Origin of the sequence: Pseudomonas sp. NEEL19 (assembly GCF_028751975.1) — a bacterium.
Taxonomy (GTDB): domain Bacteria; phylum Pseudomonadota; class Gammaproteobacteria; order Pseudomonadales; family Pseudomonadaceae; genus Aquipseudomonas; species Aquipseudomonas juntendi.
In genome coordinates this window covers 4,510,859-4,534,628 of record NZ_CP081491.1, presented here as the reverse complement: position 1 = coordinate 4,534,628, position 23,770 = coordinate 4,510,859, and the positions used below count along the sequence as shown (strand labels likewise).

The 23,770-nt window shown below is 60.9% G+C and carries 19 protein-coding genes and 2 tRNA genes; 19 read left to right on the top strand and 2 right to left on the bottom strand.

Going from position 1 to position 23,770, the window contains the following annotated elements:
- Positions 1-44: 44 nt before the first annotated feature.
- From carB to K4A76_RS20140, 3 genes are read left to right on the top strand one after another with little or no spacing between them, the layout of a single operon-like run.
- Entirely contained in the window at positions 45-3,266 is a 3,222-nt protein-coding gene (gene carB / locus K4A76_RS20150) for a carbamoyl-phosphate synthase large subunit (RefSeq protein WP_029885745.1), read from the top strand.
- Complete coding sequence (greA, locus tag K4A76_RS20145; RefSeq protein WP_261744742.1) at positions 3,263-3,745, top strand: transcription elongation factor GreA; 483 nt, start codon at positions 3,263-3,265, stop codon at positions 3,743-3,745. Before carB ends, greA begins: the two co-directional genes overlap by 4 nt.
- Complete coding sequence (locus K4A76_RS20140) at positions 3,723-4,163, top strand: MFS transporter (RefSeq protein ID WP_080709202.1); 441 nt, start codon at positions 3,723-3,725, stop codon at positions 4,161-4,163. Before greA ends, K4A76_RS20140 begins: the two co-directional genes overlap by 23 nt.
- Before the next feature lie 159 nt (positions 4,164-4,322).
- Here the strand turns inward: K4A76_RS20140 and yhbY are convergent, their stop codons facing one another.
- Positions 4,323-4,631, bottom strand: a complete 309-nt coding sequence (yhbY, locus tag K4A76_RS20135; protein WP_009685341.1) for a ribosome assembly RNA-binding protein YhbY — start codon at positions 4,629-4,631, stop codon at positions 4,323-4,325.
- A 102-nt stretch (positions 4,632-4,733) separates the two neighbouring features.
- Here yhbY and rlmE point away from each other — a divergent pair, with 102 nt between their 5' ends.
- From rlmE to K4A76_RS20055, 16 genes are all read left to right on the top strand, one after another.
- Positions 4,734-5,360 (top strand): 23S rRNA (uridine(2552)-2'-O)-methyltransferase RlmE, encoded by a 627-nt coding sequence (gene rlmE / locus K4A76_RS20130; protein WP_009685342.1) that lies wholly within the window; start codon positions 4,734-4,736, stop codon positions 5,358-5,360.
- Positions 5,361-5,563: 203 nt separating this feature from the next.
- The gene (gene ftsH, locus K4A76_RS20125) at positions 5,564-7,468 is read left to right on the top strand and encodes an ATP-dependent zinc metalloprotease FtsH (protein WP_009685343.1); all 1,905 of its coding nucleotides are present in this window, start codon (positions 5,564-5,566) and stop codon (positions 7,466-7,468) included.
- Between the two features lie 8 nt (positions 7,469-7,476).
- Positions 7,477-8,328: a dihydropteroate synthase gene (gene folP, locus K4A76_RS20120; RefSeq protein WP_029885742.1), complete on the top strand. Its 852-nt coding sequence runs from the start codon at positions 7,477-7,479 to the stop codon at positions 8,326-8,328.
- A 16-nt stretch (positions 8,329-8,344) separates the two neighbouring features.
- A complete protein-coding gene (gene glmM, locus K4A76_RS20115; protein WP_009685345.1) occupies positions 8,345-9,685 on the top strand; it encodes a phosphoglucosamine mutase in 1,341 nt (446 codons plus the stop codon).
- A 65-nt stretch (positions 9,686-9,750) separates the two neighbouring features.
- Positions 9,751-10,506: a triose-phosphate isomerase gene (gene tpiA, locus K4A76_RS20110; RefSeq protein WP_274411002.1), complete on the top strand. Its 756-nt coding sequence runs from the start codon at positions 9,751-9,753 to the stop codon at positions 10,504-10,506.
- 4 nt (positions 10,507-10,510) lie between these two features.
- Entirely contained in the window at positions 10,511-10,912 is a 402-nt protein-coding gene (secG, locus tag K4A76_RS20105; protein ID WP_009685347.1) for a preprotein translocase subunit SecG, read from the top strand.
- 21 nt (positions 10,913-10,933) lie between these two features.
- Positions 10,934-11,019 (top strand) — tRNA-Leu (locus tag K4A76_RS20100).
- 100 nt (positions 11,020-11,119) lie between these two features.
- Positions 11,120-11,196: transfer RNA gene (locus K4A76_RS20095), tRNA-Met, on the top strand.
- Positions 11,197-11,325: 129 nt separating this feature from the next.
- A complete protein-coding gene (rimP, locus tag K4A76_RS20090) occupies positions 11,326-11,784 on the top strand; it encodes a ribosome maturation factor RimP (RefSeq protein WP_009685348.1) in 459 nt (152 codons plus the stop codon).
- 59 nt (positions 11,785-11,843) lie between these two features.
- Positions 11,844-13,325 carry a transcription termination factor NusA gene (nusA, locus tag K4A76_RS20085; protein ID WP_009685349.1) on the top strand — a complete coding sequence of 494 codons (1,482 nt, stop codon included), beginning with the start codon at positions 11,844-11,846 and terminating at the stop codon, positions 13,323-13,325.
- 27 nt (positions 13,326-13,352) lie between these two features.
- Positions 13,353-15,881, top strand: a complete 2,529-nt coding sequence (gene infB / locus K4A76_RS20080; RefSeq protein WP_009685350.1) for a translation initiation factor IF-2 — start codon at positions 13,353-13,355, stop codon at positions 15,879-15,881.
- Between the two features lie 116 nt (positions 15,882-15,997).
- Entirely contained in the window at positions 15,998-16,396 is a 399-nt protein-coding gene (gene rbfA, locus K4A76_RS20075) for a 30S ribosome-binding factor RbfA (RefSeq protein WP_009685351.1), read from the top strand.
- A 3-nt stretch (positions 16,397-16,399) separates the two neighbouring features.
- Complete coding sequence (truB, locus tag K4A76_RS20070; RefSeq protein ID WP_009685352.1) at positions 16,400-17,317, top strand: tRNA pseudouridine(55) synthase TruB; 918 nt, start codon at positions 16,400-16,402, stop codon at positions 17,315-17,317.
- Positions 17,318-17,464: 147 nt separating this feature from the next.
- Positions 17,465-17,734, top strand: coding sequence for a 30S ribosomal protein S15 (gene rpsO / locus K4A76_RS20065; protein WP_009685353.1), 270 nt, complete (start codon positions 17,465-17,467; stop codon positions 17,732-17,734).
- Positions 17,735-17,984: 250 nt separating this feature from the next.
- Positions 17,985-20,090 carry a polyribonucleotide nucleotidyltransferase gene (gene pnp, locus K4A76_RS20060; RefSeq protein ID WP_009685354.1) on the top strand — a complete coding sequence of 702 codons (2,106 nt, stop codon included), beginning with the start codon at positions 17,985-17,987 and terminating at the stop codon, positions 20,088-20,090.
- A gap of 264 nt (positions 20,091-20,354) precedes the next feature.
- On the top strand, positions 20,355-20,705 hold the full coding sequence (locus K4A76_RS20055) for a BON domain-containing protein (protein WP_274411001.1): 351 nt from the start codon (positions 20,355-20,357) through the stop codon (positions 20,703-20,705).
- 89 nt (positions 20,706-20,794) lie between these two features.
- Here K4A76_RS20055 and K4A76_RS20050 read toward each other — a convergent pair whose 3' ends face one another.
- Positions 20,795-23,731 (bottom strand): DUF748 domain-containing protein, encoded by a 2,937-nt coding sequence (locus K4A76_RS20050; RefSeq protein ID WP_274411000.1) that lies wholly within the window; start codon positions 23,729-23,731, stop codon positions 20,795-20,797.
- Positions 23,732-23,770: the final 39 nt, after the last annotated feature.

Here is a 23,770-nt window from a genome sequence, read left to right as displayed (position 1 = left end):
GTTCAAAGCGGCTTGCCGACTGACCCCGGATTTGAGTGACCACCATGCCAAAACGTACAGACATCAAAAGCATCCTGATTCTCGGCGCTGGCCCGATCGTGATCGGCCAGGCCTGTGAATTCGACTACTCCGGCGCCCAGGCTTGCAAAGCCCTGCGCGAGGAAGGTTTCCGCGTCATCCTGGTGAACTCCAACCCAGCCACCATCATGACCGACCCGGCCATGGCCGACGCCACCTACATCGAGCCTATCAAGTGGCAGTCGGTGGCCAAGATCATCGAGAAAGAGCGCCCAGACGCCGTGCTGCCGACCATGGGTGGCCAGACTGCACTGAACTGCGCCCTGGACCTGGAGCGCCACGGCGTTCTGGAAAAGTTCGGCGTAGAGATGATCGGTGCCAACGCCGACACCATCGACAAGGCCGAAGACCGCTCGCGCTTCGACAAGGCCATGAAGGACATCGGCCTGGAGTGCCCGCGTTCGGGTATCGCCCACAGCATGGAAGAGGCCAATGCGGTGCTGGAGAAGCTGGGCTTCCCTTGCATCATCCGCCCGTCGTTCACCATGGGCGGCACTGGCGGCGGTATTGCCTACAACCGTGAAGAATTCGAAGAAATCTGCACCCGTGGTCTGGACCTGTCGCCAACCAAGGAACTGCTGATCGACGAATCGCTGATCGGTTGGAAAGAGTACGAGATGGAAGTGGTCCGCGACAAAAAGGACAACTGCATCATCGTCTGCTCCATCGAGAACTTCGACCCGATGGGCGTGCACACCGGTGACTCGATCACGGTTGCCCCGGCGCAGACCCTGACCGACAAGGAATACCAGATCATGCGCAACGCCTCGCTGGCGGTGCTGCGTGAAATTGGTGTGGAAACCGGCGGTTCCAACGTTCAGTTCGGTATCTGCCCGAACACCGGCCGCATGGTCGTGATCGAGATGAACCCGCGCGTTTCGCGTTCCTCGGCATTGGCCTCCAAGGCTACCGGCTTCCCGATCGCCAAGATCGCCGCCAAGCTGGCCATCGGCTACACCCTCGACGAGCTGCAGAACGACATTACCGGCGGTCGTACCCCGGCCTCCTTCGAGCCGTCGATCGACTACGTGGTCACCAAGCTGCCGCGCTTCGCCTTCGAGAAATTCCCCAAGGCCGACGCCCGCCTGACCACCCAGATGAAGTCCGTGGGTGAAGTCATGGCCATCGGCCGTACCTTCCAGGAGTCCCTGCAGAAAGCCCTGCGTGGCCTGGAAGTCGGCGCTTGCGGCCTCGACCCGAAAGTCGACCTGGCCAGCCCGGAAGCTGCCAGCATCCTCAAGCGCGAGCTGACCGTGCCGGGTGCCGAGCGTATCTGGTATGTCGCCGACGCCATGCGTTCGGGCATGACCTGCGAAGAAATCTTCAATCTGACCGGCATCGACATGTGGTTCCTGGTGCAGATGGAAGACCTGATCAAAGAAGAAGAGAAGGTCAAGACCCTGGCCCTGTCGGCCATCGACAAGGACTACATGCTGCGCCTCAAGCGCAAGGGCTTCTCTGACCAGCGCCTGGCCAAGCTATTGGGTATTACCGACAAGAACCTGCGCCGCCACCGCCACAAGCTCGAAGTGTTCCCGGTGTACAAGCGCGTCGACACCTGCGCCGCCGAGTTCGCCACCGACACCGCCTACCTGTACTCCACCTACGAGGAAGAGTGCGAGGCCAACCCGTCGACCCGTGACAAGATCATGATCCTGGGCGGTGGCCCGAACCGTATCGGCCAAGGTATCGAGTTCGACTACTGCTGCGTACACGCGGCCCTGGCGCTGCGTGACGACGGTTACGAGACCATCATGGTCAACTGCAACCCGGAAACCGTTTCCACCGACTACGACACCTCCGACCGCCTGTACTTCGAGCCGCTGACCCTGGAAGACGTGCTGGAAGTGTGCCGCGTCGAGAAGCCCAAAGGCGTGATCGTGCACTACGGCGGCCAGACCCCGCTGAAACTGGCGCGCGCCCTGGAAGAGGCCGGTGTGCCGATCATCGGTACCAGCCCGGACGCCATCGACCGCGCCGAAGACCGCGAGCGCTTCCAGCAGATGGTCCAGCGCCTGAACCTGCTGCAGCCGCCAAACGCGACCGTGCGCAGCGAAGAAGAGGCCATTCGTGCCGCCGGCAGCATCGGCTACCCGCTGGTCGTGCGCCCATCCTATGTACTGGGTGGCCGTGCCATGGAGATCGTCTACGAACTGGACGAGCTCAAGCGCTACCTGCGTGAGGCTGTTCAGGTTTCCAACGACAGCCCGGTACTGCTCGACCACTTCCTCAACTGCGCCATCGAAATGGACGTGGATGCGGTGTGCGACGGTACCGACGTGGTCATCGGCGCGATCATGCAGCACATCGAACAGGCCGGCGTTCACTCCGGTGACTCGGCATGCTCGCTGCCACCTTACTCGCTGAGCAAGGGCGTGCAGGACGAAGTGCGCGAACAGGTCAAGAAAATGGCCCTGGAGCTGGGCGTGGTCGGCCTGATGAACGTGCAGCTGGCCCTGCAGGGCGACAAGATCTACGTGATCGAAGTCAACCCGCGTGCATCGCGTACCGTGCCGTTCGTGTCCAAGTGCATCGGCACTTCCCTGGCCATGATCGCGGCCCGCGTCATGGCTGGCAAAACCCTCAAAGAGCTGGGCTTCACCCAGGAAATCATCCCGAACTTCTACAGCGTCAAGGAAGCCGTCTTCCCGTTCGCCAAGTTCCCAGGGGTTGACCCGATCCTCGGCCCTGAGATGAAATCGACCGGTGAGGTCATGGGTGTTGGTGACAGCTTCGGTGAAGCCTTCGCCAAGGCCCAGATGGGTGCCAGCGAAGTGCTGCCTACTGGCGGCACCGCGTTCATCAGCGTGCGTGACGACGACAAGCCACAAGTGGCTGGCGTTGCCCGTGACCTGATCGCCCTGGGCTTCGAAGTGGTTGCTACTGCCGGCACCGCCAAGGTTATCGAGGCGGCTGGCCTGAAAGTGCGCCGCGTGAACAAGGTGACCGAAGGCCGCCCGCACGTGGTCGACATGATCAAGAACGACGAAGTGTCGCTGATCATCAACACCACCGAAGGCCGCCAGTCGATCGCCGACTCCTACTCGATTCGTCGCAATGCGCTGCAGCACAAGATTTACTGCACCACTACCATTGCGGCTGGTGAAGCCATCTGCGAGGCGTTGAAATTCGGTCCCGAGAAGACTGTTCGTCGCCTGCAGGATCTGCATGCAGGACTCAAAGCATGAGCATTACCAAATACCCGATGACCGTCCAGGGCGCTCGCGCCCTGGAAGAGGAGCTGACCTTCCTGAGCAAGACCGAGCGCCCGCGCCTGAGCCAAGCCATTGGTGAAGCGCGTGAGCTGGGCGACCTCAAGGAAAACGCCGAATACCATGCCGCGCGTGAAGAGCAGGGCATGGTCGAGGCGCGTATCCGCGATATCGAAGGCCGCCTGCAGAACTCGGTGGTGATCGACGTCACCACCATCGCTCACACCGGCAAGGTGATTTTTGGCACCACCGTGGTGCTGGCCAACACCGAAACCGATGACGAGGTGACCTACCAGATCGTCGGTGAAGATGAAGCTGACGTGAAACAAGGCAAGCTGTCGAGCAGCGCACCGATCGCCCGTGCCATCATTGGCAAGGAAGAAGGTGACACCGTGGTGGTGAAGACGCCAAGCGGTACGGTCGAGTACGAGATTGTCGAAGTCAAACACATCTGACCGGCGCCTGCGGGCGCCATCCCTCGAGGGGATCCTCTGGCAACTGGCCCAGGTATTCTGGGTCGGTGGCCTGTGGGTGTTCCATGTGGGGCTGGTACCTGCGCTCAAGGTCAGCGGCCTGGCGCCGCTGCTGGTGCAGGATATCGCCGGGCAGATCGACCGCTGGTTGATCGGCGTGGCGTTGCTTGGCTTGTTGACCCAGCTGGCTGTGCTGGCAAGGGTGGAAGGCCTGGCGGCCTGGTGGCGGCAGTTTCGCGGCCAGATGCTGTTGCTCGGCTTCGGTGCGTGTGTGGGGTACTACACCCTGCGTTACGGCATTTCCGTTGGCGAGCGCTGGCAGATGTTCTGCTTCCTGGTGCTGGGCTTCTCCGGCATCGTGCTGGTGGCCCAGCCGGTGCCGGTCAAAGCCCGGCGCTAGCCCAGACTGCCGCAGTCCCTTGTAGGAGCGGCCTTGTGTCGCGATGGGCTGCGAAGCAGCCCCCAGATATCAGCTTAACCACAGATATTGCAGGGGGCCGCTTCGCAGCCCATCGCGACACAAGGCCGCTCCTACACAGGAGTCGCGCTATCCTTTCCGTTACTTGTAACGGTGAATGTTGGACAGCTGCTTGTTCGGTTGTGGGTTCTTGCGGTAGATCAGGGCTTTCTTGCCGATGGTCTGCACCAGTTCGGCGCGGCCGGCCTTGCACAGCTCGGCGATGGTCTCGGCGCGTTCTTCGCGGTCTTCCGAGCGAATCTCGACCTTGATCAGTTCATGATCGACCAGTGCGCGTTCCAGCTCGGCGACCACGCCTTCATTCAAACCATTGCCAGCAACGATCAGGACCGGCTTCAGGTCATGACCAATGGACTTGTATTGCTTCTTCTGCTCGTTATTGAGCGGCATAATCTGACCCTTTCCGTCTGATTCTGTAAAATTGACCGGCATTTTACCCGAGGGCCACCGGCTCCGCCCAGTCAATCACGACGCATATCATCGAGGTGCCCCGTGGTACAACGTTCCAAAAGCAGCGCAAACTGGCTGCGAGAGCATTTCAACGATCCTTTTGTGAAACAGGCACAGAAGGACGGCTACCGCTCGCGTGCGAGCTACAAACTGCTGGAGATCCAGGAAAAGGACCGCCTGATCCGCCCCGGCATGAGCGTAATCGACCTGGGTGCGGCCCCAGGCGGGTGGTCGCAGGTGACCAGTCGTCTGATTGGCGGCCAGGGCCGGCTGATCGCTTCGGATATCCTGGAAATGGACTCGATCCCCGACGTTACCTTCATCCAGGGCGATTTCACCGAAGACGCCGTGCTCCAGCAAATCCTCGACGCAGTCGGTGATTCGCACGTGGACCTTGTGATTTCCGACATGGCCCCCAATATGAGTGGTACGCCCGAAGTGGACATGCCACGTGCCATGTTCCTCTGCGAGCTGGCCCTGGACCTGGCAACCCGCGTGCTCAAGCCCGGCGGGGATTTCCTGATCAAGATTTTCCAGGGCGAAGGTTTCGACATGTACCTGAAGGACGTGCGCACCAAGTTCGACAAGGTGCAGATGCGCAAGCCTTCTTCATCGCGGGACCGCTCGCGTGAACAGTACCTGTTGGGCAAAGGTTTCAAAGGCGCTTGAAAGGCGTGAAGCGCGGCGGCCGATAGTTATTTCCAATCGGCCGCGGCGTCAGGATCGTCCGAACTTCGTGTAGTCTAGCTTTCACAAAGGGTTACAGACGGTGCCTGCGGCTGCGTAGGTAATGTAGTAAGTTAGGGCGATGAATATCATGCGAGGCACGGCTGCGTCGTGCGCCGGCCTCAGAGGGTAGCGAATTGAACGACATGGCAAAGAATCTGATCCTGTGGTTGATCATCGCAGCTGTCCTGGTGACAGTGATGAACAACTTCTCCAGCCCTAACGAGCCGCAGACCCTCAACTACTCCGACTTCATCCAGCAGGTCAAGGATGGCAAGGTCGAGCGTGTGACCGTCGACGGCTACATCATTACCGGCAAGCGCTCCGATGGCGACAGTTTCAAGACCGTGCGCCCGGCCATCACCGATAACGGCCTGATCGGCGACCTCGTCGACAACCACGTAGTGGTCGAAGGCAAGCAGCCTGAGCAGCAGAGCATCTGGACGCAGCTGTTGGTAGCAAGCTTCCCGATCCTGGTGATCATCGCCGTGTTCATGTTCTTCATGCGCCAGATGCAGGGCGGTGCCGGCGGTAAAGGCGGGCCCATGAGCTTTGGCAAGAGCAAGGCGCGCCTGCTGTCCGAAGACCAGGTCAAGACGACCCTGGCCGACGTCGCCGGTTGCGACGAGGCCAAGGAAGAAGTTGGCGAGCTGGTCGAGTTCTTGCGTGACCCGGGCAAGTTCCAGCGCTTGGGCGGCCGTATTCCGCGGGGCGTGCTGATGGTAGGCCCACCCGGTACCGGTAAAACCCTGCTGGCCAAGGCCATTGCCGGTGAGGCAAAAGTCCCGTTCTTCACCATTTCCGGTTCGGACTTCGTTGAAATGTTCGTCGGTGTCGGTGCCAGCCGTGTGCGCGACATGTTCGAACAGGCCAAGAAGCATGCACCGTGCATCATCTTCATCGACGAGATCGACGCCGTGGGTCGCCACCGTGGTGCCGGCATGGGCGGTGGTCACGACGAGCGTGAGCAAACCCTGAACCAGTTGTTGGTGGAAATGGACGGCTTCGAGATGAACGATGGCATCATCGTCATCGCCGCCACCAACCGCCCGGACGTACTCGACCCGGCGCTGCTGCGCCCCGGCCGTTTCGACCGCCAGGTGGTGGTCGGCCTGCCGGACATCCGCGGCCGCGAGCAGATCCTCAAGGTGCACATGCGCAAGGTGCCGGTCAGCGAGAACGTCAACCCGGCCGTTATCGCGCGGGGTACGCCGGGCTTCTCCGGTGCCGACCTTGCCAACCTGGTCAACGAAGCTTCCCTGTTTGCCGCCCGCTCCAACAAGCGCCTGGTGGAGATGAAGGAGTTCGAGCTGGCCAAGGACAAGATCATGATGGGCGCCGAGCGCAAGACCATGGTCATGTCCGAGAAAGAAAAACGTAACACTGCCTACCACGAGGCGGGCCACGCCATCGTCGGCCGCCTGGTGCCTGAGCACGACCCGGTCTACAAGGTTTCGATCATCCCGCGTGGTCGTGCCCTGGGTGTGACCATGTTCCTGCCGGAAGAGGACCGTTACAGTCTGTCCAAGCGTGCCTTGATCAGCCAGATCTGCTCGCTGTACGGCGGTCGTATTGCCGAAGAGATGACCCTGGGCTTCGACGGGGTTACCACCGGCGCTTCCAACGACATCATGCGTGCCAGCCAGATCGCACGAAACATGGTGACCAAGTGGGGCCTGTCCGAAAAACTCGGTCCGTTGATGTATGCCGAAGAAGACGGCGAGGTGTTCCTGGGCCGCAGCGCTGCCAGCCAGCACGCCAGCGTTTCCGGCGAAACCGCCAAGCTGATCGACTCCGAGGTGCGCAGCATCATCGACCAGTGTTACGCCACGGCCAAGCAGTTGCTGGTCGAGAACCGCGACAAGCTCGAAGCAATGACCGAAGCGCTGATGAAGTATGAGACCATTGATGCCGATCAGATCGACGACATCATGGCTGGGCGTACGCCGCGCGAGCCGCGTGACTGGGACGATGATACGGATTCGGGTACGCCTGCTGCCCAGAACGATCGTCCGGAATCGCCGATTGGCGGCCCGGCAGCTCAACACTAAGGGCATCTATGAGCTCAGTGCAGTACCCGACCCGGTTGCCTTGCGGCAACCGGGTTCTTGATTTGTCACGTACCCATGTCATGGGTATTCTCAATATCACCCCCGATTCCTTCTCCGATGGCGGGCGTTTCAACCAGCGCGACGAGGCCTTGCGCCATGCCGAAGCCATGGTTGCCGCCGGTGCCACGCTGATCGACATCGGTGGTGAGTCCACCCGGCCTGGGGCGCGCGCCGTTTCGGTCACCGAGGAGCTCGAGCGTGTGGCGCCCATGGTCGAGGCCATCAACAGTCGCCTGGACGTGGTCATCTCCGTCGATACCTCGACCCCGGCCGTCATGCGTGAGTCTGCGCGCCTTGGCGCCGGGTTGATCAACGACGTGCGTGGCCTGGAGCGCGACGGCGCCCTGGATGCCGCTGCCGCCACCGGCCTGCCGGTGTGCCTGATGCACATGCGTGGCGAGCCGGGCAACATGCAGGACGACCCACACTACGAGAACGTGACTGCCGATGTTGCCCGGTATCTGCAGCAGCGCATGGCGGCCTGCGCATCGGCCGGTATTGATGAACAACGCATCATCCTTGACCCGGGCTTCGGTTTCGCCAAAACGCTGGCGCACAACCTGAGCCTGTTCAAGCACATGGAAACGCTCCATCGTCTTGGGCGCCCACTGCTGGTGGGTGTCTCGCGAAAGAGCATGATCGGCCTGACGCTGGAACGTCCGGTCGACGAGCGCCTGTACGGCAGCCTGGCACTGGCGGCCCTGGCCATGACCAAGGGCGCGAGCATCCTGCGTGTCCACGACGTGGCCGAAACGGTCGATGTGGTGCGCATGATCGCTGCGGTACAAGGCGCCGAATAAGAACATTGGAGTCCCTATGAGCAGAAAATACTTTGGTACCGACGGCATTCGTGGCCGCGTCGGCGAATACCCGATCACCCCGGACTTCATGCTGAAGCTGGGTTGGGCGGCCGGCATGGCCTTCCGCAAGCTCGGCCACTGCCGGGTGCTGGTGGGCAAGGACACGCGCATCTCCGGCTACATGTTCGAGTCTGCCCTCGAAGCCGGCCTGTCGGCGGCAGGCGCCGACGTGATGCTGCTGGGGCCGATGCCGACACCGGCCATCGCCTACCTTACACGTACCTTCCACGCCGAAGCCGGTATCGTCATCAGTGCCTCGCACAACCCGCATGACGACAACGGCATCAAGTTCTTCTCGGGCCAGGGCACCAAACTGCCGGACGACGTCGAACTGATGATCGAGGAACTGCTCGATCAGCCGATGACCGTGGTCGAGTCGAGCAAGCTGGGCAAGGTATCGCGTATCAACGATGCTGCTGGCCGCTACATCGAGTTCTGCAAGAGCAGCGTACCGAGCAGCACCAGTTTCGCAGGCCTCAAGCTGGTGGTCGATTGCGCCCATGGTGCCACTTACAAGGTTGCTCCAAGCGTGTTCCGCGAGCTGGGTGCCGATGTCACTGTGCTGCATGCCCAGCCCGACGGGTTGAACATCAATGAAAACTGCGGCTCGACCCATATCGAATCGCTGCAGGCTGCGGTGCTGGTCGGGCATGCCGATCTCGGCATTGCCTTCGACGGTGACGGTGACCGCGTACTGATGGTCGACCACACCGGGGCGATCGTCGATGGCGACGAGCTGCTGTTCATCATTGCCCGCGACCTGCAGGAGCGTGGCAAGCTCCAGGGCGGGGTAGTGGGTACGCTGATGAGCAACCTGGGCCTGGAGCTGGCGCTCAAGGACCTGGATATCCCCTTCGTGCGGGCCAAGGTCGGTGACCGTTATGTGATGGCCGAGCTGCTGGAGCGTGAGTGGCTGGTCGGCGGCGAAAACTCGGGCCACGTGGTGTGCTGCAACTACACCACTACCGGTGACGCGATCATTGCCGCGTTGCAGGTGCTGATGGCGCTCAAGCGCCGCGGCGAGGGCCTGGCCCAGGCCCGCCAGGCCCTGCGCAAATGCCCGCAGGTGCTGATCAATGTGCGCTTTGGCGGCAGCAAGGTCGACCCGCTGCAGCACCCGGCCGTGCAGGAAGCCAGCGCCAAGGTCACCGAGGCGCTGGCGGGGCGCGGGCGTGTGTTGTTGCGCAAGTCCGGTACCGAGCCGCTGGTGCGGGTAATGGTCGAAGGCGAGGACGAAGCGCAGGTGCGTGGCCATGCCGAAGCCCTGGCCAAACTGGTTGGCGAAGTTTGTGTCTGAAGGCGCTTGCCAGCGCAGATCTGGTTGGGTAAGATCTGCGCCCACTTTGACCGACGAGGTAAAGCATGCGTCGCCCTATGGTAGCTGGTAACTGGAAGATGCACGGTACCCGCGCTAGCGTCGCTGAGCTGACCGAAGGCTTGAGCAATCTCGCCTTGCCGAGCGGAGTGGAAGTCGCAGTATTTCCACCGACCTTGTTCATCAATCAAGTGATCGATGGCCTGGCGGGTAAAGAAATTACTGTCGGTGCACAGAATTCTGCTGTACAACCCGAACAGGGTGCGCTGACCGGGGAAGTTGCTCCCGAGCAGCTGGTTGAAGCAGGTTGCAAGTTGGTGTTGATTGGCCATTCCGAGCGTCGCCAGATCATTGGTGAAACCGACGAAGTGCTGAATCGCAAGTTTGCAGCGGCCCAGGCCAAAGGTTTGAAGCCAGTGCTTTGCATAGGGGAAACCCTGGAAGAGCGCGAGGCAGGCAAAACGCTCGAAGTTGTTGGGCGTCAACTAAGCAGTATCATCGAAGCATTCGGTGTTAAGGCTTTTGCCGATGCAGTAATTGCCTATGAGCCTGTATGGGCCATCGGCACTGGCCTTACGGCCACGCCACAGCAGGCCCAGGATGTGCACGCCGCCATCCGCGGCCAGCTGGCGGCAGAAGATGCTGAAGTGGCTGCGAAGGTGCAGTTGCTCTACGGCGGCAGCGTGAAGGCGGCCAATGCGGCCGAACTGTTCGGCATGCCGGATATCGATGGGGGGCTCATTGGTGGAGCGTCCCTGAACGCAGACGAATTCGGTGCAATTTGTCGCGCCGCAGGAAACTGAACAAATGCTGGAAACAGTCATCGTTGTTTTTCATCTGTTGGCAGCGCTTTCGCTAGTAGTGCTGGTACTGTTGCAACAGGGTAAAGGTGCTGAAGCAGGTGCATCTTTCGGCGCGGGTGCTTCTAATACCGTGTTCGGGAGCCAAGGCTCTGCAACGTTCCTAAGTAAATTAACTGCTATACTCGCTGCCACTTTCTTTTTGACAGCACTTGGGTTAGGATACTTCGCGAAGCAACAAGCTCACCAGCTTAGCCAAGCAGGTCTTCCAGATCCAGCAGTGCTAGAAGTGAAAGAGCCGCAAAAACCGGCAGTCAATGATGATGTACCGGTGCTCCAACAGCAGCAGAAGAGCGAAGCCACTCCTAATACGGGTGATGTACCTCCTCCGGCAGAAGAGCAGAAGTAACGGGTTTCAAGTAGTAGTATTGCCGAGGTGGTGGAATTGGTAGACACGCAACCTTGAGGTGGTTGTGCCCATAGGGTGTAGGGGTTCGAGTCCCCTTCTCGGTACCAATTGAAGCTTGAGAGCCCGCTTTAGCGGGCTTTCTTGCAGGTGAAGGTTTGGATTTGACCCTCAGCAGGGTTCGGTCTTATACTTTCGCCCCAGCTTTGTCGCGGGGTGGAGCAGCTTGGTAGCTCGTCGGGCTCATAACCCGAAGGTCGTTGGTTCAAATCCAGCCCCCGCAACCAGCTTCAGCGGAGCCCCTTTTCAGGGGCTTTTTGCTAACCGAACAGTTTCGGCGTCGTTGTCCAACGGCGCTTTCAGGGATGGGCGCTTTGCCCATTTTTTATTTGCACAGCATGCACGAGGGGGTTCAGGTGTCGAGCAAGCTAGAACAGTTGCAGGCCTTGTTGGCCCCGGTTGTCGAGGGTCTGGGCTATCAATGCTGGGGGATCGAGTTCGTTTCCCAGGGTAAGCATTCGGTATTGCGCATCTACATCGACAAGGAAGGCGGTATTCTGGTGGACGATTGCGAAGCAGTCAGCCGTCAGGCCAGCGCAATCCTCGATGTGGAAGATCCAATCAGCAGTGAATACACCCTCGAGGTGTCTTCCCCAGGCATGGATCGCCCACTGTTCACTCTGGAACAGTTTGCCTCGCATGCCGGCGAACAAGTGAAGATCAAGCTGCGCTCACCCTTCGAGGGTCGTCGTAACTTCCAGGGCCTTCTCCGCGGTGTGGAGGAGCAGGACGTGGTGGTCCAGGTGGACAACCAGGAATTCCTTCTGCCGATCGATTCGATCGACAAGGCCAATATTATTCCCAGTTTTGACTGAGACGTGCCGGGCCCGGCGGACTATCCGGGCCCAATGGCTTGCGCAAGGCGAGGCGTACGATGAGCAAAGAAGTACTGCTGGTTGTTGAATCGGTATCCAACGAAAAAGGTGTACCGCCCGGCGTCATTTTCGAAGCGCTGGAGGTGGCCCTGGCCACTGCAACCAAAAAACGTTTTGAAGACGAAGTCGATCTGCGTGTGGAAATCAACCGCCACACCGGTAGCTACGAGACCTTCCGTCGCTGGACCGTGGTCGATGAAGCCGATCTGGACGATCCGGCGATCGAGACCTGGCTGGACAAGATCAAGGACACCCACCCTGAAGCCAAGGTAGGTGACGTGATCGAAGAGAAGATCGAGTCCATCGAATTTGGTCGCATCGCCGCCCAGACCGCCAAGCAGGTCATCGTGCAGAAGGTCCGCGAGGCCGAGCGTGCCCAGGTGGTCGATGCCTACCGCGAACGCGTTGGCGAAATCATCTCCGGTACCGTTAAAAAGGTTACCCGCGACAACGTCATCGTTGACCTGGGCAACAACGCCGAGGCCCTGTTGGCCCGCGAAGACATCATTCCCCGCGAAACCTTCCGTGTTGGCGTGCGCCTGCGTGCGCTGCTGAAGGAAATTCGCACTGAAAACCGTGGCCCTCAGCTGATCCTGTCGCGCACCGCGCCGCAGATGCTGATCGAGCTTTTCCGCATTGAAGTGCCGGAAATTGCCGAGGGCCTGATCGAAGTCATGGCTGCTTCCCGTGACCCGGGTTCGCGAGCCAAGATCGCCGTCCGCTCCAAGGACAAGCGTATCGACCCGCAAGGTGCCTGTATCGGCATGCGTGGTTCGCGCGTCCAGGCTGTATCCGGGGAGCTGGGTGGTGAGCGTGTGGATATCGTCCTGTGGGACGATAACCCGGCGCAGTTCGTCATCAACGCCATGTCGCCGGCTGAAGTCGCGGCGATCATCGTTGATGAAGATGCCCATGCCATGGACATCGCCGTCGCCGAGGACAACCTGGCCCAGGCCATTGGCCGTGGCGGTCAGAACGTTCGTCTTGCCAGTCAGTTGACCGGCTGGACCTTGAACGTGATGACCGAGAAGGACATCCAGGCCAAGCAACAGGCCGAAACCGGTGACATCCTGCGCAATTTCATCGATGAACTGGAAGTCGACGAGGAGCTGGCCCAAGTGCTGGTCGACGAAGGCTTCACCAGCCTCGAAGAAATTGCCTACGTACCGTTGGAAGAAATGCTCAACATCGATGGCTTTGACGAAGATATCGTCAATGAGCTCCGCGCTCGAGCCAAGGACCGTTTGTTGACCAAGGCCATCGCTACCGAAGAAAAACTGGCAGACGCCCACCCGGCCGAAGACCTGCTCTCCCTTGAGGGCATGGACAAGGACCTGGCGGCTGAACTGGCGGTGCGCGGCGTGGTTAACCGCGAAGACCTGGCCGAGCAGTCGATCGACGATCTGCTCGACATCGACGGCATCGACGAAGAGCGTGCCGGCAAGTTGATCATGGCCGCCCGAGCCCACTGGTTCGAGTAATTAGGCGCGGCCTGAGGAGAGAAGTGCATGACGCAAGTCACGGTGAAAGAACTGGCCCAAGAGGTCGAGGCACCGGTAGAGCGCCTGCTGCAGCAGATGCGTGAGGCAGGTCTGCCGCACACCGACGCCGGTCAGGTAGTGACCGACAATGAGAAGCAGACCCTGCTGACTCATTTGAAAAGCAGCCACAAGAGCAAGGCGGAAGAGCCGCGCAAGATTACCTTGCAGCGCAAAACCACCAGCACCCTGCGTGTCGCCGGTAGCAAGAGCATCAGCGTAGAAGTACGCAAGAAGAAAGTTTTCGTGCAGCGCAGCCCGGAAGAAATCCAGGCTGAGCAGAAGCGTGAGCTGGAAGAGCGCCGTGCGGCCGAAAACGCCGCGCGCGACAAGGTCGAGGCCGAAGTTCGCCAGCGCAACGAGGAACAGGCTCGCCGTCAGGCTGCCGATACCGCAACAGCAGCCCCGGCGCCTGCCGCCAAGCCAGAGCCGGCTCCTGCCGCTGCCCCGGCCCCGGTCGTCGCCGACGCGCCAGCCTCCGAAGACGCTGCAGCCCGTGCTGCCGAGCGCAAGAAGGACGAGACCCGTCGCAACGAGAGCCGTACCCGTGATGACGACCGTCGTCGTGGCGAAGCCCCTCGTGTGTCGATCAAGGTCAAGGTCAAGGAGAAGGAAAAGGCTCCAACGCCACGTGCCGCTCCGCGTACCACCGATGAAGAGAGCGACGGCGCCCGTCGTGGTCGTGGTGGCAAGAGCAAGCTGAAGAAGCGTAACCAGCACGGCTTCCAGAACCCGACCGGTCCAGTCATCCGTGACGTGACCATCGGCGAGACCATCACCGTCTCCGAACTGGCCCAGCAGATGTCGGTCAAGGCCGCTGAAGTGGTCAAGTTCATGTTCAAGATGGGTACTCCGGTCACCATCAACCAGGTGCTCGACCAGGAAACTGCCCAGCTGATCGCTGAAGAGCTGGGCCACAAGGTCACGCTGATCAGCGACACCGCGCTGGAAGATTCCCTGGCCGAATCGCTGAAGTTCGAAGGCCAGGCCGAGTCCCGCGCGCCGGTGGTTACCGTCATGGGTCACGTTGACCATGGCAAGACCTCGCTGCTCGACTACATCCGTCGTGCCAAGGTTGCTGCTGGCGAAGCCGGTGGCATTACCCAGCACATCGGTGCCTACCACGTGGAAACCGACCGCGGCATGGTCACCTTCCTCGATACCCCGGGCCACGCTGCGTTCACCCAGATGCGTGCCCGTGGTGCCAAGGCGACCGACATCGTCATCCTGGTGGTGGCGGCGGACGACGGCGTAATGCCGCAAACCCGCGAAGCGGTTCAGCATGCCAAGGCAGCTGGCGTTCCGCTGGTGGTTGCAGTGAACAAGATCGACAAGCCGGGTGCTGACCTCGATCGTATCCGTAACGAACTGGCCGTCGAAGGCGTTACCTCCGAGGACTGGGGTGGTGACACGCCATTCGTCAAGGTATCGGCGAAGATGGGTACCGGTGTCGACGAGCTGCTCGAAGCCGTGCTGCTGCAGGCCGAGATCCTCGAGCTGACTGCTACCCCGACTGCACCTGGTCGTGGCGTGGTCGTCGAATCGCGCCTGGACAAGGGCCGCGGCCCGGTCGCGACCATCCTGGTTCAGGACGGTACGCTGCGTCAGGGCGACATGGTGCTTTGCGGTTCCAACTATGGCCGCGTGCGTGCCATGCTCGACGAGAACGGCAAGCCTGTGAAAGAAGCCGGCCCGTCGATCCCGGTCGAGATCCTTGGCCTGGACGGTACCCCGGAAGCCGGTGACGAGCTGTCCGTGGTTGCCGACGAGAAGAAAGCCCGCGAAGTTGCCATGTTCCGTCAAGGCAAGTACCGCGAGGTCAAGCTGGCCCGCGCTCACGCCGGCAAGCTGGAAAACATCTTCGAGACCATGGGTCAGGAAGAGAAGAAAACCCTCAACATCGTGCTCAAGACCGATGTGCGTGGTTCTCTCGAGGCGCTGCAGGGTTCGCTTGGCGGCCTGGGCAACGACGAAGTGCAAGTGCGCGTGATTGGTGGTGGCGTCGGTGGTATCACCGAGAGCGATGCCAACCTGGCGCTGGCTTCGAACGCTGTACTGTTCGGCTTCAACGTGCGTGCCGATGCCGGTGCGCGCAAGATCGTCGAGCAGGAAGGTCTGGATATGCGTTACTACAACGTGATCTACGACATCATCGAAGACGTCAAGAAGGCCCTGACCGGCATGCTCGGCAGCGATGTTCGCGAGAACATCCTGGGTGTTGCCGAAGTGCGTGACGTGTTCCGTTCGCCGAAGTTCGGCGCCATCGCTGGCTGTATGGTCATCGAGGGTACCGTGTACCGCAACCGTCCGATCCGCGTACTGCGCGACGACGTTGTGATCTTCGAAGGCGAGCTGGAATCGCTGCGTCGCTTCAAGGACGACGCCTCCGAAGTGCGTTCGGGCATGGAGTGCGGTATTGGCGTCAAGAGCTACAACGACGTCAAGGTCGGCGACAAGATCGAAGTCTTCGAGAAAGTCCAGGTGGCTCGTACCCTTTAAGGGCGAGCGAGCCGCAAGCGCCCCTTGCAGGGCGGCTTGCGGTACCTCTTCAGGTAGCGCCCGGTCAGGCTCAGGTCTGCCCGGGCGTTTGCCGCTTTAAGTTACAGGTAGCAAGAATGGCCAAAGAATATAGCCGTACCCAACGTATTGGCGATCAGATGCAGCGCGAGCTGGCCGAGCTGATCCGTCGCGAAGTCAAGGACCCGCGTGTCGGCCTGGTGACCATCACCGCCGTGGACGTGAGCCGCGACCTGGGCCATGCCAAGGTGTTCATCACCGTCATGGGCGAAGAAACCCCGGACGCCGTGCAGCAGTCGCTCAAGGCACTCAACAGCGCTGCCAGCTTCCTGCGCCTGCACCTGGGGCGTTCGATGCAACTGCGCAGCGTGCCGCAACTGCACTTCCACTTCGATGAAAGTGTCAGCCGCGGTGTGCACCTGTCGGCGCTGATCGAGCGTGCAGTGGCCGAAGACCGCATGCACAAGGAAGCCGACGAGCCGGACACCAAGGAGTAAGCGGTGGCCCAGGTCAAACGTATCCGCCGCAACGTCAGCGGCATCATCCTGCTGGACAAGCCGCTGGGCTTCACCTCCAATGCCGCCCTGCAGAAAGTACGCTGGCTGCTGAATGCGGAAAAGGCCGGCCACACCGGTAGCCTCGACCCGCTGGCAACCGGCGTGCTGCCGTTGTGCTTTGGCGAGGCGACCAAGTTTTCGCAGTACCTGCTCGACTCCGACAAGGGCTACGAAACGGTCATGCAGCTGGGGCAGACTACCAACACCGGCGACGCCGAAGGTGAGGTTCTGCAGACCCGTGAGGTGACCGTTGGTCGCGCCGATATCGAGGCGGTGCTGCCGCGTTTTCGCGGCCCCATCAGCCAGATACCGCCGATGTACTCGGCACTCAAGCGTGATGGCCAGCCGCTGTACAAGCTGGCACGTGCAGGAGAGGTAGTGGAGCGCGAGGCGCGTTCTGTTACTATTGGCCGCTTGGAGTTGCTCGAGTGCGAAGGCACCCGTGCCCGGTTGAGCGTAGGTTGCAGCAAAGGCACCTATATCCGCACCCTGGTGGAGGATATTGGCGAGGCCCTTGGCTGCGGCGCCTATGTTGCCGAGCTGCGCAGGACCCAGGCCGGGCCCTTCGCGCTGGCACAGACGGTGACTCTCGAAGCGCTCGAACAGGCTCACGCCGAAGGCGGCAACGAAGCGCTGGACCGCTTCCTGATGCCCTCGGACAGCGGCCTGCAGGACTGGCCAATGGTCAGCCTGTCCGAACACAGTGCGTTCTACTGGCTGCATGGGCAGGCGGTACGCGCGCCGGACGCGCCACAATTTGGCATGGTCCGGGTACAGGATCATAATGCGCGCTTCATCGGTATCGGTGAAGTGAGCGAAGACGGGCGCATCGCGCCACGTCGGCTTATTCGGTCGGAATGACCGAAACCGCGGGGCCAGGCAATTGCCGAACCCCACGGCAGCAAGGGTGGCTGTCAGTAGGCACGGTCACACCTTTTTTATTAATACAGGGATTTGTCCCTGGCCTATTGGACCCCGCATGCGGGATCCGTTATCAGGAGAAGCCAAATGGCCCTCAGCGTTGAAGAAAAAGCTAAGATCGTTGCCGAATATCAGCAAGCCGCCGGCGATACCGGTAGCCCGGAAGTGCAGGTTGCTCTGCTGACCCACAACATCAACAAGCTGCAAGGCCACTTCAAGGCCAACGATAAAGACCACCACTCCCGTCGTGGTCTGATCCGTATGGTTAACCAGCGTCGTAAGCTGCTGGACTACCTGAAGGGCAAAGACACCACTCGTTACAGCGCCCTGATCGGTCGCCTGGGCCTGCGTCGCTAATAGCGGCCTGGTCAGTGGTGTGCATGGCGTGTCGCAGGCTTCGGCTTTGCTGTTTCGCAGCAGGGTCGTCGGGCACGCCACGCGTATCTCCGAGGTTGGCAGCCTGGTTCAGCTGAGCGGTTTACCGCGCAGCGGCCAGGCTCCCAGCCTCGTGTTGTATCTGGACGGTCAATGGGGCCGATTCCCCGTTCTGCCCAAGAATTCGCAAGAAACCAGTTCCCCCAAGAGCCACTGAAAAAGGTAGGAAACCGTGAACCCGGTAATCAAGACTTTCCAGTTCGGTCAATCGACCGTCACTCTCGAAACGGGCCGTATTGCCCGTCAGGCAACCGGCGCCGTGCTGGTCACCGTCGATAACGACGTCACCGTGCTGGTGACTGTGGTAGGCGCCAAACAGGCTGATCCAGGCAAGGGCTTCTTCCCGCTGTCGGTTCACTACCAGGAAAAGACCTACGCCGCCGGCAAGATCCCAGGTGGCTTCTTCAAGCGTGAAGGCCGTCCTTCCGAGAAAGAGACGCTGACCTCGCGCCTGATCGACCGTCCGATCCGCCCGCTGTTCCCGGAAGGCTTCATGAACGAAGTGCAGGTCGTCTGCACCGTGGTTTCCACCAGCAAGAAGACTGACCCGGACATCGCTGCGATGATCGGTACCTCGGCTGCCCTGGCCATTTCCGGTATTCCGTTCGAAGGCCCGATCGGCGCCGCGCGCGTGGCCTTCCACGAAAGCACCGGCTACCTGCTGAACCCGACTTACGAGCAACTGGCTGCCTCCAGCCTGGACATGGTCGTTGCCGGTACTTCCGACGCCGTTCTGATGGTTGAATCCGAAGCCCAGGAGCTGACCGAAGACCAGATGCTGGGCGCGGTACTGTTCGCCCATGACGAGTTCCAGGCCGTGATCCAGGCCGTGAAAGAGCTGGCTGCCGAAGCGGGCAAGCCAACCTGGGACTGGAAACCTGCGGTGGCCAACACTGAGCTGTTCAACGCCATCCGTGCCGAGTTCGGCGAAGCGGTTTCGCAAGGCTACACCATCACCGTCAAGGCTGACCGCTACGCGCGCCTGGGCGAGCTGCGTGACCAGGCGGTGGCCAAGTTCTCCGGTGAAGAAGGCCAGCCTTCGGCTGCTGAAGTAAAAGACATCTTCGGCGAAATCGAATACCGCACCGTTCGCGAAAACATCGTCAACGGCAAGCCACGTATCGACGGCCGCGACACCAAGACCGTTCGCCCGCTGAACATCGAAGTGGGCGTGCTGCCGAAAACCCACGGTTCGGCGCTGTTCACCCGCGGTGAAACCCAGGCCCTGGTGGTTGCGACCTTGGGTACTGCCCGTGACGCCCAGCTGCTGGACACCCTCGAAGGCGAGAAGAAAGACCCCTTCATGCTGCACTACAACTTCCCACCGTTCTCGGTAGGTGAGTGTGGCCGCATGGGCGGCGCTGGCCGTCGTGAAATCGGCCACGGCCGTCTGGCCCGTCGTTCGGTCCAGGCCATGCTGCCTGCCGCCGACGTGTTCCCGTACACCATCCGCGTGGTCTCGGAAATCACCGAATCCAACGGTTCCAGCTCCATGGCTTCGGTCTGCGGTGCTTCGCTGGCGCTGATGGACGCCGGTGTGCCGATGAAGGCGCCAGTGGCCGGTATCGCCATGGGCCTGGTGAAGGAAGGCGACAAGTTCGCGGTCCTGACCGACATCCTCGGTGACGAAGACCACCTGGGCGACATGGACTTCAAGGTAGCCGGTACCGCCAAAGGCGTCACCGCGCTGCAGATGGACATCAAGATCAACGGCATCACCGAAGAGATCATGGAAATCGCCCTAGGCCAAGCCCTGGAAGCGCGCTTGAACATCCTCGGCCAGATGAACCAGGTCATTGGCCAGTCGCGTACCGAGCTGTCGGCCAACGCGCCTACCATGATCTCGATGAAGATCGACACCGACAAGATCCGTGACGTGATCGGTAAAGGCGGTGCCACCATTCGCGCCATCTGCGAAGAGACCAAGGCTTCGATCGACATCGAAGACGACGGCTCGATCAAGATCTTCGGCGAAACCAAGGAAGCGGCAGATGCTGCCAAGCAGCGCATCCTGGGCATCACCGCCGAGGCCGAGATCGGCAAGATCTACGTCGGCAAGGTCGAGCGTATCGTCGACTTCGGCGCCTTCGTCAATATCCTGCCTGGCAAAGACGGCCTGGTGCACATCTCCATGCTGAGCGATGCGCGCGTCGAGAAAGTCACCGACATCCTCAAGGAAGGCCAGGAAGTTGAAGTACTGGTGCTGGACGTGGACAACCGCGGCCGTATCAAGCTGTCGATCAAGGACGTAGCCGCGGCCAAGGCCTCGGGCGTTTAAGCGACCGCTACGCAGCAATGGAAGAGCCCTTCGGGGCTCTTTTTTTTTGACCGGGGCGGGAACCTTTTGCGGACTTGCATCTTGCATGCAGGTTGCAGGTGCAGATTGCAAAATGCATGATTACTGCCGTTTCGCTTAATCGCTAAAGTACTGATTTATAAGGTTTTAATAGAAAATCAAAACCTGGCACAGCGCATGCAACTACCTTCATACCTGACGCCAGGACACACGGCGCAGACCTTTCGAAAAACAGGAGTGACCCACATGAAGAAGTTCGCCATTGCTGCCGCTACTGCTACCGCTCTGACCCTGACCATGGCTAACGCGGCTTTTGCCCAACAGACCACCCAGGCCCCGATGATGCTGGCGGCCGGTGAGGTGACCAAAGCCAAGGAAGCTACCTCCGATACCTGGATCACCACCAAGGTCAAGGCTGACCTGATGACCGAGAAAGGCGTACCGGGCAGCGACATCAAGGTAGAAACCAACAAAGGCGTGGTTTCGCTGTCGTCTGACATGAAAGTGACTGATGCCCAGAAAGAAATGGCAGTCAACATCGCCAAGAAGATCAAAGGCGTACAGGCCGTTTCGGCTGACGGCCTGAAAGCCGAATAAGGAATGTCCCGTCGGCCAAACGGATTTGGCCACCGTCACAAATGAAAAGCCCCGGCATAGGCCGGGGCTTTTCATTTGTGACGGTGCGCCTACTCGGCATCCAGATGCATCGGGGTGACTACCCGGCCGTCTTTCTCGGGCTGCCCCAGGCTGGTGTCGATGAAGTACACCCGGTCATCTTCCAGCTTGCCTTTGTCGACCAGGTAATCCTTGATGCTGCTGGCCCGCTCCTGACCCAGCGTGCGCAACAATGCAGTACTCTCCGCCCACGACTTGATCACCGCATCGCGCAACTTGGCTGTGCGTTCGTCACGGCTTAGTTGCTCCCATTCGGCCGGCGGTTGTTGCTTCAGGCGTGTACGGTAGATGCCTTCGAGCATCGCGGGTTTGTCGCTGTCGTCGACCACCAGCATAGAGGCATTGGCAGGCACCTTGTCGCCGCGGCGCTGCAATATCTTGTACCAGGTGGCCTGATACTCACGTTCCAGGCGTTGCTGGGCAATCAGTGGGCCATCGCTGGCCTGGGCGCTGGTGCCCTCGATTTCCAGGCGCAATTCCGGGCGTTCTTTAAGCGCGGAAGCCAGCTTGTCCAGCGCCGCCTGGGCATCGCCACTGAGGGTACTGGAACCGGGGGCGAAGGCGACGTTACCCAGGTCTTGCGAACCGCCGCCAGTGATCAGCCCACCGATGAACTTGAAGGGCGCCTGGGCTGCCCGCAGCACCAGGTTGCGCAGGGTTTGCCAGACGATCGGCATAACGCTGAACTGCGGGTTGTTGAGGTCGCCCGACACCGGCAGCTCGATCGAGATCTTGCCTTGAGTGTCCTTCAACAACGCCACCGCCAGGCGGATCGGCAGGTCGACCGCATCCGGGCTGTCGACTTTCTCACCTAACTGCAGTTGCTCCACCACCACCTTGTTCTCGGCTTTGAGCTGGCCATTGGTGATCAGGTAGTGCAAGTCGAGGTTGAGCCGGCCTTTGCGGATGCGGTAACCGGCGAATTTGCCGGAGTAGGGCGTCAAGGTGGTCAGCTCGACGCGCTTGAAGCTGGTGGCGATGTCCAGGCTGGCCAGCGGGTTGAACGGGTTGAGGGCGCCCTTGATGGTAACCGGGGCGTAGCGGTCGACCTTGCCTTTCACGTCAACCTTGGCAGGCACCGGCTTGCGGTTGTCGATGGTGCCGATCTGCCCGTTGAGTTGCTGCACGGCGGTGGCGAAGTTGGGGGTAAGGGACAGGTCGGCAAAGTTGGCCGAGCCGTTCTTGATGTCGACCTGGCCAATATGAATGCCCAGCGGCTTGCTGCTGCTGGCGGGGGCCGTTGTGGCCTGGCTGCTTGGCTTGGCGCCGGCCGGTTGCGGGATCAACAGGTCATTGACGTTGGTCGTGCGGTCTTCGTTGATGATGAAGCGCGCGTAGGGCTCCTGCAGGGTCACCTTGTCGATCGACAGGGCATCACCGTGCACATACGACAAGCCGTCTACGTTGACCTGTTGCCATTTCACGAAGTCCCGGCTCTTGATGGTGTCCAAAGTATGCAGTTGGCTGACCTGGGCCTTGCCGGAGACCGTGAAGGCCAGTGGCGCGGTGTTCTTCAGGTCGACCTTGAGGTCACTGTCGAGCATGCCGCTGCGCAGTTCCAGCAGGATGAACGGGCTGACGTAGGCCTGGGCCACGCGCAGGTCGATGTCGCGGGTGCTGACGTCGAGCTTGGCCTGGATGGGCGCCAGGTTCACCTGGCCGGCGGCCTGCAGCTTGCCTTGCTTGCCTACGCCGGTATCGAGCTTGAGGGTGAAGGGGGACTGGTTGAGGCTGTCGAAGCCTTGCAGGTCGACATTCAGCGGGCCGACATCGAGCGCTACCGGTTCTTTCTGGCTGCGATCTGCCAGGTGCACCAGGTAGTTGCGCAGTTGCACGTCCTTGAGCAATACCTGCCAAGGCTTGGCCGGTTCGTTGGCCGATTGCGGCTCAGGCGCAGGGCCGGCGGCAGCCGGTTCGGCCTTTTCTTTCGGCGTGGCTTTGGCCGGTTGGCTGGCGAACAGCTTCTGCCAGTCGAGCTGGCCGTCCTTTTCCAGTGCAGCCCAGGTTTCCAGCTTGTCGCTGCGCAGCTTGCCCACACTCACCTGTTGCTTGACCAGGTCGACGGTCGTCTCGCTCACCTCCAGGTTGGCCAGGCGCGCCAACGGGCGGCCGTCTGGCGCGTTGATGGCGAACGGGGCCACCCGCAGCGTGGCGTTGTCCAGCAGCAGCTCGGTCTGCTTGGCGAGGTTGAGCTTGTACTGGGTCTGAAGGCTGACCAGGCCGTCCTGCAGCACCAGGGGCACGGCATCGCGCACGTAGGGCCAGAACAGCTTCATCTTGGCGTCGGTGACTTTCAGCGTGCCTTGCGAGGCGATCGGCGACAGGCTGAGGGTGCCGTTCCAGTCGATGCGCCCGCCGTTGGGGCCGTTGGCCACCAGGGTCATGTCGGCGTTGTCGTCAGGCAAGGTGCTGAGGTTCTTCAGCTCCAGGTTCATGTTGTCGTAGAGGAACTCGATGGGCTCGCTCGGGCGCATGTCCTGGAAGTGCAGCAAGCCTTGCTTGAGCTTGATGCTGCCGATACGCAACGGGAAGGGGTCGCTGGGTGGCTCGTCGGGCTTGGCTTCGCTCGGCGGCAGCTTGAACAACGTCGTCAGGTTGAGTGTGCCGTCTTTGGCGAAAAGGACTTGGTTGCGGGGCTTGTCGAGCTCGACCGCTTCCAGGTGCAGGGCCTTGCTCCACAGGCTGTCCAGCGACAGGTTGGCGTACAACCGGTCGAAACCGACCTGCTCCTTGCCAGGCTCGCCAAGCTGCAGGCCCCACAGGGTCAGCTCGAGGCTGAAGGGGTTGAGTTCGATGCGTTCAAGGTGCGCGGGCACGGTAGCGTACTTGGCCAATTGCTGATTGGCGATACGCAGCGCCACGCCGGGAAGAATCAGGAACCCAAGCAGGCTGTAGAGGGCTACCAGGGCCACGATGGCGCCAGCGGCGCGAGTCAATCCTTTGTACATGTGTCGCTTCGTCGGTCTGAGCAGGAGTGCTTGGAGTAT